Below are 14,310 nucleotides of genomic sequence, written 5' to 3' on the forward strand. Positions count from 1 at the left end.
TGGCGATATGTCCTCACTCAGGGTGTCCGCGCCCTGGTTCGACGTGACCGGCGGTGAGAGTTCCTGGCTTCCGGGGGATTGCTCCCCCGGTGACAGTGGCGGGACCGCGCCGGATTCGCACCGGCTTCCTCTTCTGCCGCCGTAGATGGCTTCGGCAGTCCACCACGTGCGAGAACGCCCGTCAACTCGCCTTTGACCTGCGGTGGGACAGTGTGCCGAGCCCCACATCGGCGGCACAGGGCGGCACACGAAAGGGCCGGGCCGGGTCACCCGAAGGGGTGCCCGGCCCGGCCTTGTGCTGAGTGAGCCGCCGTCAGACGACGATCAGATAGATCCCGTACGTCACGGCCGCCGCGCAGAGCGCGAAGCAGGCGTACGCGCCCGTGCGCGCCAGGGCCGCGGAGCCGCCGCCCCCTCCGGCCGCCGACTCCTGCTTGGTCAGGCCCACGATGCCCAGGGTGAACAGACCCACCAGGGCGACGGTGGCGACGAGGCTCACGCCGAAGACGGAGCTGAGTGCTGCCCAGTCGATGTTCATGCTGATCTGTCCTTATACCGTGGCCGGCTGCGTCGCCGGCTCCTCGGAGTCGGCCGCGTGGGGCTGAGCCGGGATGGTCGTCTTGCGGTCCTGCGTGGGCGTGCCGGCCGGCGGCGGGCTGACGGCCGCGATGGCGGCGGTCACCACACCGGCGGGCTCGGCGTCGCCGGCCACGTCGTTGACATTGGTGTGGTCGACCACCTGGCGGCGGGAGACGAACCAGATCGCGACGCAGGCGCCGATCAGGAAGGCGGCGACGGCCGCGACACCCCAGTCGCCCTGCTTGGTCACGAACTCCGAGCCCGCGGCCACCAGACCGGCGGCCGGCAGGGTCAGGCCCCAGGCGACGAACATCCGGGTGGCGGTGGACCAGCGGACCACGCCGCCCTTGCGGCCGAGACCCGCGCCCATCACGGCGCCGGAGCAGGAGTGCGTGGTCGACAGCGAGAAGCCGAGGTTGGAGGAGGCGAGGATGACGCTGGCCGCGCTGGTCTGGGCGGCGAAGCCCTGCTGCGGCTGGAGGTCGGTCAGGCCCTTGCCCATGGTGCGGATGATGCGCCAGCCGCCGAGGTAGGTGCCCAGCGCGATCGCGAGACCGGCGGCGAGGATGACCCACATCGGAGGGTTGGAGCCGGGGGAGAGCACACCGCCGGCGACGAGCGCCAGGGTGATGATGCCCATGGTCTTCTGCGCGTCGTTGGTGCCGTGGGCCAGGGAGACCAGGCCGGCCGAGGTGATCTGGCCGGCGCGGTAGCCCTTCGCGGTGGCCTTCTCGTCGGCGTTCCTGCCGATCCTGTACGTCAGCCGGGAGGCCAGGAAGGCCGCGATGCCGGCGACCAGCGGGGCGGCGATCGCGGGGATCAGCACCTTGGTGACGACGGTGCCGCCGTTGACTCCGCCGATGCCGACAGAGGCGATGGTGGCGCCGATCAGTCCGCCCATGAGGGCGTGCGAAGAGCTGGACGGCAGACCGATCAGCCAGGTCATGAGATTCCACAGGATGGCGCCGACGAGCGCCGCGAAGATCACCTCTGGTGTGATGCCGTCCTCGGTGACGATGCCGCTGGAGATCGTCTTTGCGACTTCCACGGACAGGAACGCGCCGACGAGGTTGAGCACGGCGGACATGGCCACCGCCGTCTTGGGTTTCAGAGCGCCGGTCGAGATGGTCGTCGCCATCGCGTTGGCGGTGTCGTGGAAACCGTTCGTGAAATCGAACACGAGCGCTGTCACGATCACAATCGCGAGCAGCAAGGTGATGTGTTCCATTTACCCAGGCAATCGTTCGACGTCAGTGGCCCGGCGAACGTAGTTAACCTGGATGAACGGAAGATGAACTGAGACGGGCGCTGCGGTGTCCTCAAGTGAGGCCCCGTCAGTCCGCTTGCTGTGTGGCGCGGTGCCGCCCGGCGGTGGCACGGGGGGCGTCCGGCATCGACGCCGCACCGAAGCGAAAACGGCTCTTTATGCCGCTTTGCGTGATCTCCGTCACCCGCCCTGCGGCGCCCGTCGCCGCCTGACAGGATCGCCGCATGACCGATCAGGTGCGGCAGGACGCGATCGAGCAGGCCTGGGAAGACCTCGTGGCCACGGCTCGCAGGACAGCGGCGGAAGGCCTGGTGGTGGGCACATCGGGCAATGTCTCCGCACGGGTCGGCCCACTCGTCCTGGTCACCCCGAGCGCAGTCCCCTATGACCGGCTCACGCCCGAGGACGCCGTCGCGGTCGATCTCGACGGCAACCAGCTCCTCGGAGAGCTCGCCCCCACCAGCGAGCTGCCGCTGCACCTGGAGGTCTACCGCAACACCCAGGCCGGCGCCGTGGTCCACACCCACGCCGTGCACGCCACCGCGGTCTCCACCCTCGTCCCCGAGCTCCCGCCCATCCACTACATGGCCGCGGCCATGGGCGGCACCGTCCGTGTCGCGCGGTACGCCCTGTACGGAACGGACGAGCTGGCCGCGAACATGCTCCACGCCCTGCGCGGACGCACCGCCTGCCTCCTGCAGAACCACGGCACCGTCGCCTACGGCGAGACCCTTGACCAGGCCTACGACCGCACCGCCCAGCTGGAGTGGATGTGCCGCCTCTGGCTGACCGCGGCGTCACTGCCCGGACACACGCCCAGCCTGCTCTCCGGCTCCCAGCTGCAAGAGGCCGCGGAGAAGCTCCAGGGGTACGGCCGGCGCGGCTGAGCCCCCCCCGGTGGCCGCCGTCCACTGGCAGCGAGGCGTGCTGATGCCGACACTGGAACGGTGCGCCCGGCTACAGCGACGGCAGCTGCCGTCACCACCGTGATAGGTGTCGGCGCGGCCGCGATCGCGGCCGGCCGGTACGCGAGCGATGCCGCGCTCAAAGCGCAGCCGGGGCGGCCGCTGCCCGGCGAGCCCCGGCCCACAGTGCACGCCACGGCCGACGACCAGGTGACCCTGACCCGCAGCGTCGCCACACAGCGCCCCGGCACGTACGCACTCCAAAGCCAGGACGTCCACGCGGTCGTCGGCCCCGTACTCGACGGGGTGTCGCACCCCGTCGACACCGTCGTACGCCGCCTGGAGCGGGTCAGCCGCGGCAGTCTGCAGCCCGGCAGCCGGGTGTGGCTCACCCCGCAGGTGCACAGCGGCGACCCGTCGAGCGCGCTCGGTCTCGCGCACCGTGATGTCGGCATCCCCGGCGAACTCGGCACGCTGCCCGCGTGGTTCGTGCCGGGCCCGCGGGAGACGTGGGTGATCACCGTGCACGGCCTGGGCGCCACCCGGGAACACCCGCTGAACCTCATGCCGTTCCTGCACGCCCAGCGGTTCCCCGTTCTCGACCTCGCCTACCGAGGGGATCAGGGCGCCCCCGAGCCCCCCGACGGGCTCGGCCACCTCGGCGACTCCGAGTGGCGCGACCTGGACGCTGCCATCCGCTTCGCGGTGCGCCACGGCGCCGAGCACATCGTCCTGCACGGCTGGTCCACCGGCGCGTCGATGGCCCTGCACGCCGCCGCCAACTCCGGGCTGCGCGAGCGGATCAGCGGGCTGGTCCTGGACTCCCCGGTACTGGACTGGAAGACAACCGTGCGCAATCTGGCCGCCCGCCGGACCCCTGCGGTCCTGCTGCCGCTCGCCGTCAGGGCGGCGCAGGGCAGGACCGGACTGCACGGCGACCGGCTGCTCAGCGCCTCGGACCCGAAGTCCCTGCGCGTGCCGACGCTGATCTTCCACGGCCCGGACGACACGCTCGCCCCCTGGCAGCGGTCGCGCGAACTGGCCTCCCGCCGCCCCGAACTGGTCAGCCTGCACACGGTCCCGCAGGCCCCGCACGCCGCCATGTGGAACGCCGACCCGGCACGCTACGAAGAAGCCCTCCGCCGCTTCCTCACCCCCCTGATGTAACCCTGACGCGGTCCTGATGTAGCCCTGACGCGGTCCGGCGAGCCCTGGCGGGACGGCCGCTCAGCACGGCCGACCAGGTTCCGTTTGGGCTTTCGGGCCGTCAGCGGGAAGACTGCTCCCCGTGACGTCCCGAAAGCCTGATGAGCAATTGGCGCGCAACTCCAGACTCCGTCTTGTCCGCCCGCAATCGCTGGCCACCGCCCGGCGGGCTGTGACGACCCGGCGAACCCGGCCGGCCCCCCGGCCTCCCGAGGGCACTCCGGCCCCCTCGGAACTGGCCCGCCAGGCGAGGGCGGTCCTCGCCGACGCCGTACGGATCGCCCGCTGGGCGGCCGTCGAGAGGGACCCCAGCACCACACAGCTCACCGAGCGCTCCCAGCAACGGGCTGCCGCCGCACTGGAGTTGACCCCGCTCCAGGTACGCACGGGCTGGGACCGTGCCCGCCTCGCCGGCCTGGTCGAGCTGCACGGCGACACCGCACGCCCCGGCTGGCGGCTGCGCGCCTGGGACCGCGACGACATGGCCGTACTGCGCGGCTGGGTCGCCCTCTTCGACGCCTGGTCGCTGGTCCACCCCGCCCCCGACGACGTCGCCCCCACCGCGGTCGCCGAGGTCGTCGAGGCCGTGCCCCAGGTGCTCTCCCTGCTTCAGCTCTCGGCCGGGCCCGTGGTCGTGCCGCTCCTGCTGGACCTGTTGCAGCAGCGCGTCGCGGAACTGCGCGAGGAGCGCTGCGAAGTGCCCTACGGCCCGCAGCCCGACCTGCCGGAGGCCGGGCAGGACATCCCTGTCTCCGCGCTTCTCGACTGGGCCCTTCAGGGGCTGTCCGCCGTCGGCGCCCTGACTCTCGACAAGGGCCGGTCCGCCACCCTCACCCCACTCGGCAACTGGGCGGTCTGGGTCAAGCTCGAGCAGATCTGCGTCGCCGCCCAGAGCCCCGCGGGCAACATCGAGCAGTCCGCCGAGGACATGCTGCGCGGCTGCGCCCGCCTCACCCCGGGCCCGGCCCGCGCCGAGTACCGCGCCTGGCTCGCCGCCCGTACCGTCTCCAGCGCCGTCACCGAGCTCCTCGCCGTCGCCCGCGGCGAGGACGCCCTGCTGCGCGGGCTCGCCTTCGAGGCGCTGCGCGTGGTCGGCGCCCCCGCGGAGGCCGAGGTCCGCGCCGCCGCCGACGAGCCCTCGCTGCGCCCCTATGTCCTGCTCTGGCTCGCCGAGTACGAAGGCGCGGACCCCGAGGACGCCGCCGACGTCCTCACCCGCGAGGAGGCGACCTGGCTCTGGGTGGACACCGCGGCGGCCGTCGCCGACCACGGCGAGCCCCAGCTGCTGCTGCGCCATCTCGACTCCGCGGTGCAGGGCACGGTCCCGGCGCTGCTCGAAGAGGTCCGTGCCGGGGGCCACCCCCGCACCGTCCAGGTCCTGGTCGCCCTGGCGGCCGCGCACCCGGACCCGGCTCTGGCCAAGGCCGTACGCCGGGCGGCATTCCAGGTGCACACCGGAGACGCCTAGTCCCGTAGAAACCAAGCCCGTTGGGGGTCCCCCCGGGACGGAGTCCGGGGGAGATCGAGGACAACGGGGACAGCGATCGGGTGCGAGGGAGGCTAAGACTCCTCCGCCCCCGGTGTGTACGTGCCGAAGCTCCACACATTGCCCTCGATGTCACGCACCATGTAGTCCCGCGCCCCATAGTCCTGGTCGGTCGGCGGCATCACGATGTCCGCCCCGCGCTCCACCGCCCTGCTGTGGTGTGCGTCGACATCGTCGACATGGACGAACACCCCCACCGGACCGGCGTTCTTCATCAGCTTGTCGAACTCGCTGCCGGTGCCCTTGCTGCCCAGCATCACCATGCCGTTGCCAAAGGTCAGCTCGGCGTGCACGACCGCGCCCGCCTCGTCCTCGTACACCGCGTGCTCGGTGAAACCGAAGGCCTCGGTGAGCTGTTTGATCGCAGCCTTCGCGTCCGCGTACAGCAGCGTCGGACAGATGCTCACAGACTCCGACATCTCGATCACTCCTTCATGCTCGACGGTGGAATGTGATCTGCATCTCAGTCTCGCAGCCGCCACTGACACTCAGCGGAAGGTGTCGCACTGGGCCATGTCGCCCGTACGGAAGCCGTTGTGGAACCACTGCCGGCGCTGCGCGGCCGAGCCGTGCGTCCAGGCCTCCGGGGTGATGCGCCCCTGGAACTTCTCCTGGATCCGGCCGTCGCCGACCGCAGCCGCCGCGTCCAGGCCGTCCTCGATGTCCTGCCGTGTCAGCGTGGTCAGCAGCGGACGCCCGGTTCTCTCGTCCGGCGTGGTCGTCGCATGGCGCGCCCACACCCCCGCGTAGCAGTCCGCCTGCAGTTCCACCCGCACCGCGTTGCTGTCCGCGCCCCGCTGCCCGTCCTGCGCCCGCCGCAATGTGCCCATCAGATCCTGCACATGATGGCCGTACTCATGAGCCACCACATACGCCTCGGCGAACGGCCCGCTGTCCGCCCCGAACTCGGTCCGCAGGTCGGCGAAGAAGCCGAGATCCAGATAGACCTGTCCGTCCCCGGGGCAGTAGAACGGCCCGACGGCAGCGGTCGCCGCCCCGCGTGCCGTACTCACCCGGCCCGTGAACATGACCGTCCGCGCGTCCGAGTAGCGCCCCTCGCGGCGTGGGAACTCGGCCCGCCAGTAGTCCTGCACGCTGCTGACCACCGCGACCGTCCGGCAGTCCTCCCGGGTGTCGGCGTCCGAACCCCTCCTGCAGGCCTCGTTCACCTGCGCCTGGGACGAGGCTGTCGCAGCCGGGTCGGAGTCGTCCGACGACAGTCCCAGCTGCTCGGGCCGCACCCCGAAGAACAGCCCCAGGATCAGCGCGATCAGGCCGACGATGCCGGCGCCGACGGTGGCCCTGCCGCCCGGGATGCGGCTGCCGCGCACATCCCGGACCTCGGAAGTGCCCAGGTCGGCGTCGTCGTCGAACTGCATGGGACACCGCCTCGGCTTCTCGGCAGCGGCAGCCCGCCGCCCTGCGCCGAGTATCGATCACTCCGCTGCGTGTTGCCCTTTTTGTCACGAATGGTGGCGCTACGGGCCTCCCTTACGCCGGGGCCGAGCACGAGGGCGGCCGCGAAAGCCGGCGCAATACCACTTGCACGGCCCCGCTAGACTGGCCGGTATGGCAATTCTCCTTGCGCATTAGACGGCGTCGAAGCTCCCACGTCCGTCCCTTCCGCCGTCCATACCGCCCTGGAGTCTTTCCGTGATCACCACTTCCGGCGTCGAGCTGCGCGCCGGCGCTCGCGTCCTCATCGAGTCCGCTTCCTTCCGTATCGCCAAAGGCGACCGCATCGGGCTGGTAGGCCGCAACGGAGCGGGCAAGACCACCCTCACCAAATGCCTCGCGGGTGAAGGCATCCCCGCCGCCGGCACCATCACCCGCTCCGGCGAGGTCGGCTACCTCCCGCAGGACCCGCGCACCGGCGACCTCGACACCCTCGCCCGCGACCGGATCCTCTCTGCCCGAGACCTCGACTCCGTACTGAAGAAGATGCGCGAGAACGAGGACCGGATGGCGAACGGCCAGGGCGCCACCCGCGAGAAGGCGATGAAGAAGTACGAGCGCCTGGAGACGGAGTTCCTCACCAAGGGCGGTTACGCCGCCGAGGCCGAGGCCTCCACCATCGCCGCCGCGCTCGGCCTGCCCGACCGGGTCCTCGGCCAGCCGCTGCATACACTCTCCGGCGGTCAGCGCCGCCGCGTCGAGCTCGCCCGCATCCTCTTCTCGGACGCCGACACCCTGCTCCTCGACGAGCCGACCAACCACCTCGACGCCGACTCGGTCGTCTGGCTGCGCGACTACCTCAGGACCTACCGCGGCGGCTTCATCGTCATCTCCCACGACGTCGACCTGGTCGAGACGGTCGTCAACAAGGTCTTCTACCTCGACGCCAACCGCTCCACGATCGACATCTACAACATGGGCTGGAAGCTCTACCAGCAGCAGCGCGAGGCCGACGAGAAGCGCCGCAAGCGCGAGCGGCAGAACGCCGAGAAGAAGGCCGCCTCGCTGAACATGCAGGCCGACAAGATGCGGGCCAAGGCCACCAAGACCGTGGCCGCGCAGAACATGGCCAAGCGGGCCGAGCGGCTGCTCGCCGGACTCGAGGATGTCCGTGCCTCCGACAAGGTCGCCAAGCTGCGCTTCCCGGAGCCCGCGCCCTGCGGCAAGACCCCGCTGACCGCGGAGGGCCTGTCCAAGTCGTACGGCTCACTCGAGATCTTCACCGATGTGGATCTCGCCATCGACAAGGGCTCCCGGGTCGTCATCCTCGGCCTGAACGGAGCGGGCAAGACGACCCTGCTGCGGCTGCTCGCGGGAGTGGAGAAGCCCGACACCGGGGCGGTCACCCCTGGTCACGGCCTCAAGCTCGGTTACTACGCCCAGGAGCACGAGACCCTCGACCCGGACCGCACGGTCCTGGAGAACATGCGCTCCTGCGCGCCCGACCTCGATCTCGTCCAGGTACGCAAGACGCTCGGCTCTTTCCTGTTCTCCGGCGACGACGTCGACAAGCCGGCCGGAGTCCTCTCCGGCGGTGAGAAGACCCGCCTTGCGCTGGCCACGCTGGTCGTCTCGTCCGCGAACGTCCTGCTTCTCGACGAGCCCACCAACAACCTCGACCCGGCCAGCCGCGAGGAGATCCTCGGCGCGCTGCGCACCTACAAGGGCGCGGTCATCCTTGTCACGCACGACGAGGGAGCGGTCGAGGCGCTCGAGCCGGAGCGCATCATCCTGCTGCCCGACGGGGTCGAGGACCTGTGGGGCGCGGACTACGCGGACCTGGTGGCGCTGGCCTGACCCCGCTCGTTCCGGGCTTTCCGGTCCGGTCCGGCGCTGATCCACTCCGTATGGATCATTCGGCCTACGCGTGATCCATCATCTGAGTGAGTGCGTCTCGTACCACGGCGTGGCGCCGAGCGGATCCTCTCCGTCCGGTGTCGCGCCGCGGCTGTCTCCCCGGCGCGTCGCTGACCTGCTGCTTCTGGCGGGAACCCGCTCGGACGTGCGCTCACGAGTGCCCGGAATGAGGGATTCCGGTCGTGGTGGCCGCCTACTGAACGGAAAAGCTTGTCGCACGGACCTTGCCGAATGGGTGGCCAGGAAGCCCGCTAGGGGTGATCATGAGAGTCCAGAGCGCACTTCCCATGAGGAGGCACGGGTGGCCGAGACTCTGAAGAAGGGCAGCCGGGTTACCGGCGCCGCGCGCGACAAGCTCGCGGCAGACCTGAAGAAGAAGTACGACTCCGGTGCGAGCATCCGGGCGTTGGCCGAAGAGACCGGCCGCTCCTACGGATTCGTACACCGGATGCTCAGCGAGTCCGGAGTCACGCTGCGGGGACGCGGCGGAGCGACGCGAGGCAAGAAGGCCGCTTCGGCCTGACGGCCGGGCTCCTTCGGTCCACCGGTTTTCATGGTGGCCACCCGGTCGGTCGCATGGTCGGCCGGGTGGTTACTGTGCAGTCACTTATCTTCGTCTGCACTGACTGCACCCGAACCGGAGGCGCCCCATGACTTCGCTCGACTCTGTGCTCGACAAGGACGGCGTACGGCTCACCGTCGAGGACGCGGTTGCCACGGTAACCCTGACCAACCCGGACAAGCGCAACGCCCAATCTCCCGCTCTGTGGCGGGCGTTGGCGCAGGCGGGTCGGTCACTGCCGGGCAACGTGCGGGTCGTGGTGCTGCGCGGCGAGGGCAAGTCCTTCTCCGCGGGTCTCGACCGGCAGGCGTTCACGCCCGAGGGCTTCGACGGCGAGCCGTCCTTCCTCGACCTCGCACGGGGCTCCGACGCGGAGCTCGACGCGGTCATCGCCGAGTACCAGGAAGCGTTCACCTGGTGGCGCCGTAGTGACATCGTCACGATCGCGGCCGTCCAGGGGCATGCGATCGGTGCCGGATTCCAGCTCGCCCTCGCCTGCGACCTCCGGGTCGTCGCGCAGGACGTGCAGTTCGCCATGCGCGAGACCAGCCTCGGACTCGTCCCCGACCTCACCGGCACCTACCCGCTGGTGTCGCTCGTCGGCTACGCCCGCGCGCTGGAGATCTGCGCGACGGGCCGCTTCGTGCACGCCGAGGAGGCCGAGCGCACCGGCCTCGCCAACCTCGTCGTGCCCGCGGACGAACTCGAAAGTACGGTACGGGACTTGGCGGGGGCGCTGCTCGCGGCGCCGCGGGACGCGGTCATCGAGACGAAGGCGCTGCTGCAGGGTGTGAGCGGGCGTTCGTACGAGGAGCAGCGCACCGCGGAGCGGGCGGCCCAGGCGCGCCGGCTGCGCGACCTCGCGGGCATCGGGGACTGATCCCTGCCCTCTGTCCCGCGCTCCCCGCCTGCTCTTCCCGCTCCCTCGCCCCCGTTTCCTCTTCAGACCGAGACGGAGCTGACCAGTACCGCCACCGGGCGGCCGTCCGCGAGCGCCGTCGTCACCGCCTCGCGGACCGCCCGCACCACCTCCAGCGGACGGTGGCCGCGTGCCGTCGCCACCTCGACGCGTACATGGTCGGGCGCGAGATGCACCGCCGTGCCCAGGGTGGCCGTCAGATGCGCGACCCCCGGCACCCGGGACGCCGCCGTGCCCGCCTGATCCGTCGGGGCGGCGGCCCGTACCTCGGTCGGGGGAGCGGGGGCCGGGGTTTCCGGAAGGGCGTCCAGCACGTCCGTCGCCCGTAGATCCACCTCCGCGACCCCCAGATCCAGCCGCTCCGCCGCGGCCGTGAACAGCACCGTTCGCAGCGCGGACGCGATGGCGGGCAGCGGCTCCCGCGCCACGGCCGCGAAATCCGCCTCGATCCGCAGCGGCCCCGGCGGCAGCGCGCTCGGCGGGGCAGGCACGGCGGGAGCAGCCGCTGCGCCGGGCTCCACCAGCGCAAGCCTGATACGGCCGGGAACAACCCCCGGCACATCGGCCGCCGCCCGCCGCAGCACCGCCTCGGCCGCCCGTTCCGCCAGCCAGGCCCCGTCCGCCGCTCCGCCCAGCGGAAGCAGCCTGCCGAGCCCCAGCCGTCGCCTTACCGCATCAGCAGTGGTCACTACTCCAGACTGCCGCATCTCTGGCGCGAAAGCGGGCAAGCGCACTTAATGTGGGCAGCGGAGTCCCCATCCCCCGGAAAGGGAGCCCCCCACCCCCGGAAAGGGAGCCCCCCACCCCCGGAAAGGGAGTCCCCCACCGCCCGGAAAGGACGTACGGCCATGACCGATCCCGCTCAGCGAAACCGTCCCGAGAACCCGGTCGGCGAGCCGTCCGGCTCCGGCGAGCCGCCCAGGAGGACCTCAGTGACCAAGCGCGGGGGTGGCGACCCCGCGTCCCGTGGCCGTACCACCATCGCCGACGGCGTGGTCGAGAAGATCGCCGGGCTCGCCGCCCGCGATGTGCTCGGCGTCCACACGATGGGCAGCGGCCTCTCCCGCACCTTCGGCGCGGTCCGCGACCGGGTGCCCGGCGGCGGTGGCGGCAGGTCCAGTGCCACCCGCGGGGTGAAGGCCGAGGTCGGCGAGGTGCAGACGGCCCTCGACCTGGAGATCGTCGTCGACTACGGCGTCTCCATCATCGACGTCGCCGGCGCCGTCCGCGAGAACGTCATCTCCGCGGTGGAACGCATGACAGGACTCGAAGTCGTCGAGGTCAATATCGCGGTCAGCGACGTGAAGCTGCCCGATGAGGAAGAGGAAGAGCCGGAGCCGCGTCTCCAGTAGAGGAGCCCACGATGAACATGGCGGTTGCCGGCCTGTTGGCCGGCATGGCGCTCGGCTTCGCCGGATACTTCGGTGGATTCGGTGCATTTTTGCTGGTCGCCGCATTGGGGGCGGTCGGCTTTGTGGCGGGCCGGATCCTCGACGGCGACATCGAACCAGGCGACTTCTTCCGCAGTCGCGATCGCGGCGACCGGCGGCGGTGACACGCCGTGGCCGCTGCGGGTGCCCCCGCCGGAGGCAGCGAGAGCGTCGCGGCAGGCGAGCGCGGGGCCACCGCGATCGCCGACCGGGTGGTGGCGAAGATCGCCGCGCGGGCGGCGCGGGAGGCGCTCGACGGCGTGCCGGAGGGCGGCGCGCCGCCCCGTGCCACGGTCACGGTGCACCATGACGCCGCCCGGGTGCGGGTCAGCCTGGAGCTCGACTACCCCTCCGACATCGGCCGGCAGTGCGGTGCCGTGCGTCACCGAGTCACCGAGCGGGTAGAGGCGTTGGCGGGGATGCATGTGCCCGAGGTGGCCGTGCATGTCGAACGGCTGCACTCCGTGCACTCACGCGGGGCGGTACAGGGGAGGATCCGATGAGCGAGCCCGTACGGCCCGTACTCGATCTGGACCAGTCGGCGTCGGCCGCGGCATACGAGCGGTCTGCGGCCCCGAACGACGGCGACGGCGGCAAGGCCGGGCGCTTCTGGTCCGCGCGCCGGGTGTCGGCCGGGCTGCTGGCCCTGGTGGTGCTCGGCGGCGCGGGGCTGCTGCTGTACGACATCGCGGCGGTGCGGGCCGACCGCCCCGCTATGCACTGGCGCCGCGTTTTCGCGGCCGACCTGGCCACTTGGCGGTTGGACGAGTTGTGGGTAATGGCGGCCGCGGTGGCCGCGATGCTCGTCGGCGTCTGCCTGATCGTCATCGCCGTCACACCCGGACTGCGGAAGCTGCTGCCGATGCGCCGCGACATCGCGTCCGTACGAGCGGGACTCGACCGGGAGACCGCAGCGCTCGTGCTGCGCGACCGGGCGATGGAGGTCTCCGGAGTGCAGTCCGCGAACGTACGGATGCGGCGTACGAAGGTCTCGGTGCGGGCGCTGTCACACTTCCGCGAACTCGACGACGTGCGCGCGGACCTGGACGCGGCGCTGGGCGCGGGCATCAGGGAACTCGGCCTCGCCAGGCCGCCCGCCCTGACCGTGCACGTCCGCCGGCCGCCGGCGAAGAAGGGGTGAGGCCGGATGCTTCGAGTGATCAATCGCGTACTGCTCGGCCTCGCCGGGCTGGCGCTGCTGTGCGTCGGCGGTGCGGTGCTCGCCGCGGGCGCGGGGTGGCCGGTGCCGTCCTGGTGGCCGTGGTACGGGCCGAACGATGTGCTGCTGAGCGAGGCGGACCGCGACCGCTGGCGCGACGAGGGCTGGTGGTGGCCGGCGGTCATCGCGGGGCTCGCGGTGGTGGTGCTCCTGGCGCTGTGGTGGCTGCTCGCCCAACTCCGGCGCTCCCGCCTGGCGGAGGTGCTCGTCGACAGCGGCGACGGCGAGGGCGCGCTGCTGCGGGGCCGCGCGTTGGAAGGCGTGCTGGAGGGCGAGGCGGAATCCCTGGACGGCGTGTCCCGCGCGCATGTGACGCTGACGGGCCGCCGGAGCGCGCCCGAGGCACGGGTGGGCCTGCTCCTTGAACCGTACGCGTCGCCGGGTGAGACGCTGACGCGTCTTACGGAGGAGGCGGTGGGTCACGCGCGGGACTCGGCGGGGCTGGCGGTGCTGCCCGCGGAGGTCCGCCTGCGGGCGGCGAAGCACCGGGCGCAGAGGGTGAGTTGAGCGGGCGCGGGCGCACTGCCCACCGGGCCGCGCCCGGCGGGTGAGAGGCCGGCGACGAGAGGTCGGCGCGCCGCGAAAACCCGCACCCCGCCCCCGGGCCTCAGAAGCCGTGTCGTGCGCCGCCGTCCACCGGGAGCATCACGCCCGTCAGGTACGACGCCGCCGGCGACAGCAGGAACGCCGCCACGTTGCCGAACTCCCCCGGCCTGCCGTAGCGCCGCAGCGGGATGCGGGACTCGTTCGCCGCGCGGGCCGCGTCCGCGTCCCCGGAGAGCGCGTCGAGTTCGCGGACGCGGTCCGTGTCGATGCGGGCGGGGAGCAGACCCACGACCCGGATGCCCTGCGGGCCCAGCTCGTCCGAGAGGGACTTCGCGAAGCCGGCCAGGCCCGGCCGCAAGCCGTTGGAGATCGTCAGGCCGGGGATCGGCTCATGGACAGACCCGGACAGGACGAAGCCGATGACACCGCCCTCGCCGAGCGCCGCGGCCGCAGTGCGGGCCAGCCGTACCGCGCCCAGGAACACCGTCTCGAACGCCGTCAGCCACTGCTCGTCCGTGTTGTCCGCGGCGAACCCCGGGGGCGGTCCGCCCACGCTGATCAGAATGCCGTCGAAGCGGCCGAAGTGCGCACGCGCCGCGGCGACAAGGCGCTCCGGCCCCGCCGGGTCGCCGTTGTCCGAGGCGATGCCCATCGCGTTCGGGCCGAGTTCGGCGGCGGCGTCCGCGACGGACTTCGCGTCGCGGCCGGTGATGACGACCTTCGCGCCGTCCGCCACCAGCGCCTGCGCACCCGCATTGCCCAGTCCCCGCGACGCACCCGTCACGATATAGACGCGGTCCTTCAGTCCAAGATCCATGG

The 14,310-nt window shown here is 71.6% G+C and carries 17 protein-coding genes and 1 riboswitch; of the genes, 11 read left to right on the forward strand and 6 right to left on the reverse strand.

Going from position 1 to position 14,310, the window contains the following annotated elements; all coding sequences use genetic code 11:
• Nucleotides 1–36: 36 nt before the first annotated feature.
• A riboswitch (cobalamin riboswitch) is annotated at nt 37–180 on the reverse strand.
• A 133-nt stretch (nt 181–313) separates the two neighbouring features.
• The gene (locus ACFYWY_RS18730; protein WP_389187378.1) at nt 314–538 is read right to left on the reverse strand and encodes a hypothetical protein; all 225 of its coding nucleotides are present in this window, start codon (nt 536–538) and stop codon (nt 314–316) included.
• 12 nt (nt 539–550) lie between these two features.
• Nucleotides 551–1,807, reverse strand: coding sequence for an anion permease (locus ACFYWY_RS18735; RefSeq protein ID WP_389187381.1), 1,257 nt, complete (start codon nt 1,805–1,807; stop codon nt 551–553).
• Nucleotides 1,808–2,070: 263 nt separating this feature from the next.
• On the opposite strand from ACFYWY_RS18735, the gene ACFYWY_RS18740 reads away from it, so the two are divergent.
• From ACFYWY_RS18740 to ACFYWY_RS18750, 3 genes are all read left to right on the forward strand, one after another.
• Nucleotides 2,071–2,733, forward strand: coding sequence for a class II aldolase/adducin family protein (locus tag ACFYWY_RS18740; protein ID WP_389187383.1), 663 nt, complete (start codon nt 2,071–2,073; stop codon nt 2,731–2,733).
• Between the two features lie 60 nt (nt 2,734–2,793).
• Nucleotides 2,794–3,918 (forward strand): alpha/beta hydrolase, encoded by a 1,125-nt coding sequence (locus tag ACFYWY_RS18745; RefSeq protein WP_389187386.1) that lies wholly within the window; start codon nt 2,794–2,796, stop codon nt 3,916–3,918.
• A 121-nt stretch (nt 3,919–4,039) separates the two neighbouring features.
• Nucleotides 4,040–5,425: a hypothetical protein gene (locus tag ACFYWY_RS18750; RefSeq protein ID WP_389187389.1), complete on the forward strand. Its 1,386-nt coding sequence runs from the start codon at nt 4,040–4,042 to the stop codon at nt 5,423–5,425.
• Nucleotides 5,426–5,517: 92 nt separating this feature from the next.
• Here the strand turns inward: ACFYWY_RS18750 and ACFYWY_RS18755 are convergent, their stop codons facing one another.
• Nucleotides 5,518–5,922 carry a VOC family protein gene (locus ACFYWY_RS18755; protein ID WP_389187392.1) on the reverse strand — a complete coding sequence of 135 codons (405 nt, stop codon included), beginning with the start codon at nt 5,920–5,922 and terminating at the stop codon, nt 5,518–5,520.
• A gap of 69 nt (nt 5,923–5,991) precedes the next feature.
• Nucleotides 5,992–6,882, reverse strand: coding sequence for a neutral zinc metallopeptidase (locus ACFYWY_RS18760; RefSeq protein WP_389187395.1), 891 nt, complete (start codon nt 6,880–6,882; stop codon nt 5,992–5,994).
• A gap of 274 nt (nt 6,883–7,156) precedes the next feature.
• Here ACFYWY_RS18760 and abc-f point away from each other — a divergent pair, with 274 nt between their 5' ends.
• The 3 genes from abc-f to ACFYWY_RS18775 all read left to right on the forward strand — a co-directional run bounded on the left by abc-f (nt 7,157) and on the right by ACFYWY_RS18775 (nt 10,257).
• On the forward strand, nt 7,157–8,755 hold the full coding sequence (gene abc-f / locus ACFYWY_RS18765) for a ribosomal protection-like ABC-F family protein (RefSeq protein ID WP_389187398.1): 1,599 nt from the start codon (nt 7,157–7,159) through the stop codon (nt 8,753–8,755).
• Between the two features lie 361 nt (nt 8,756–9,116).
• Nucleotides 9,117–9,338, forward strand: coding sequence for a helix-turn-helix domain-containing protein (locus tag ACFYWY_RS18770; protein ID WP_006123601.1), 222 nt, complete (start codon nt 9,117–9,119; stop codon nt 9,336–9,338).
• Nucleotides 9,339–9,465: 127 nt separating this feature from the next.
• Nucleotides 9,466–10,257 carry an enoyl-CoA hydratase/isomerase family protein gene (locus ACFYWY_RS18775; protein ID WP_389187401.1) on the forward strand — a complete coding sequence of 264 codons (792 nt, stop codon included), beginning with the start codon at nt 9,466–9,468 and terminating at the stop codon, nt 10,255–10,257.
• Nucleotides 10,258–10,319: 62 nt separating this feature from the next.
• Here the strand turns inward: ACFYWY_RS18775 and ACFYWY_RS18780 are convergent, their stop codons facing one another.
• Nucleotides 10,320–11,003, reverse strand: a complete 684-nt coding sequence (locus ACFYWY_RS18780; protein WP_389187404.1) for a hypothetical protein — start codon at nt 11,001–11,003, stop codon at nt 10,320–10,322.
• A 141-nt stretch (nt 11,004–11,144) separates the two neighbouring features.
• Here ACFYWY_RS18780 and ACFYWY_RS18785 point away from each other — a divergent pair, with 141 nt between their 5' ends.
• From ACFYWY_RS18785 to amaP, 5 genes are read left to right on the forward strand one after another with little or no spacing between them, the layout of a single operon-like run.
• Nucleotides 11,145–11,648: an Asp23/Gls24 family envelope stress response protein gene (locus ACFYWY_RS18785; protein ID WP_389187406.1), complete on the forward strand. Its 504-nt coding sequence runs from the start codon at nt 11,145–11,147 to the stop codon at nt 11,646–11,648.
• Between the two features lie 11 nt (nt 11,649–11,659).
• Nucleotides 11,660–11,851, forward strand: coding sequence for a hypothetical protein (locus ACFYWY_RS18790; protein WP_389187409.1), 192 nt, complete (start codon nt 11,660–11,662; stop codon nt 11,849–11,851).
• Between the two features lie 6 nt (nt 11,852–11,857).
• A complete protein-coding gene (locus tag ACFYWY_RS18795; protein ID WP_389187412.1) occupies nt 11,858–12,229 on the forward strand; it encodes an Asp23/Gls24 family envelope stress response protein in 372 nt (123 codons plus the stop codon).
• On the forward strand, nt 12,226–12,867 hold the full coding sequence (locus ACFYWY_RS18800; protein WP_389187416.1) for a DUF6286 domain-containing protein: 642 nt from the start codon (nt 12,226–12,228) through the stop codon (nt 12,865–12,867). Before ACFYWY_RS18795 ends, ACFYWY_RS18800 begins: the two co-directional genes overlap by 4 nt.
• 6 nt (nt 12,868–12,873) lie before the next feature.
• Complete coding sequence (amaP, locus tag ACFYWY_RS18805; protein WP_389187419.1) at nt 12,874–13,452, forward strand: alkaline shock response membrane anchor protein AmaP; 579 nt, start codon at nt 12,874–12,876, stop codon at nt 13,450–13,452.
• A 100-nt stretch (nt 13,453–13,552) separates the two neighbouring features.
• Here amaP and ACFYWY_RS18810 read toward each other — a convergent pair whose 3' ends face one another.
• Entirely contained in the window at nt 13,553–14,308 is a 756-nt protein-coding gene (locus tag ACFYWY_RS18810) for an SDR family oxidoreductase (protein ID WP_389187422.1), read from the reverse strand.
• Between the last annotated feature and the right edge of the window lie 2 nt (nt 14,309–14,310).

The sequence above is a fragment of the Streptomyces sp. NPDC002870 genome, from assembly GCF_042888505.1.
Classification (GTDB): Bacteria; Actinomycetota; Actinomycetes; order Streptomycetales; family Streptomycetaceae; genus Streptomyces.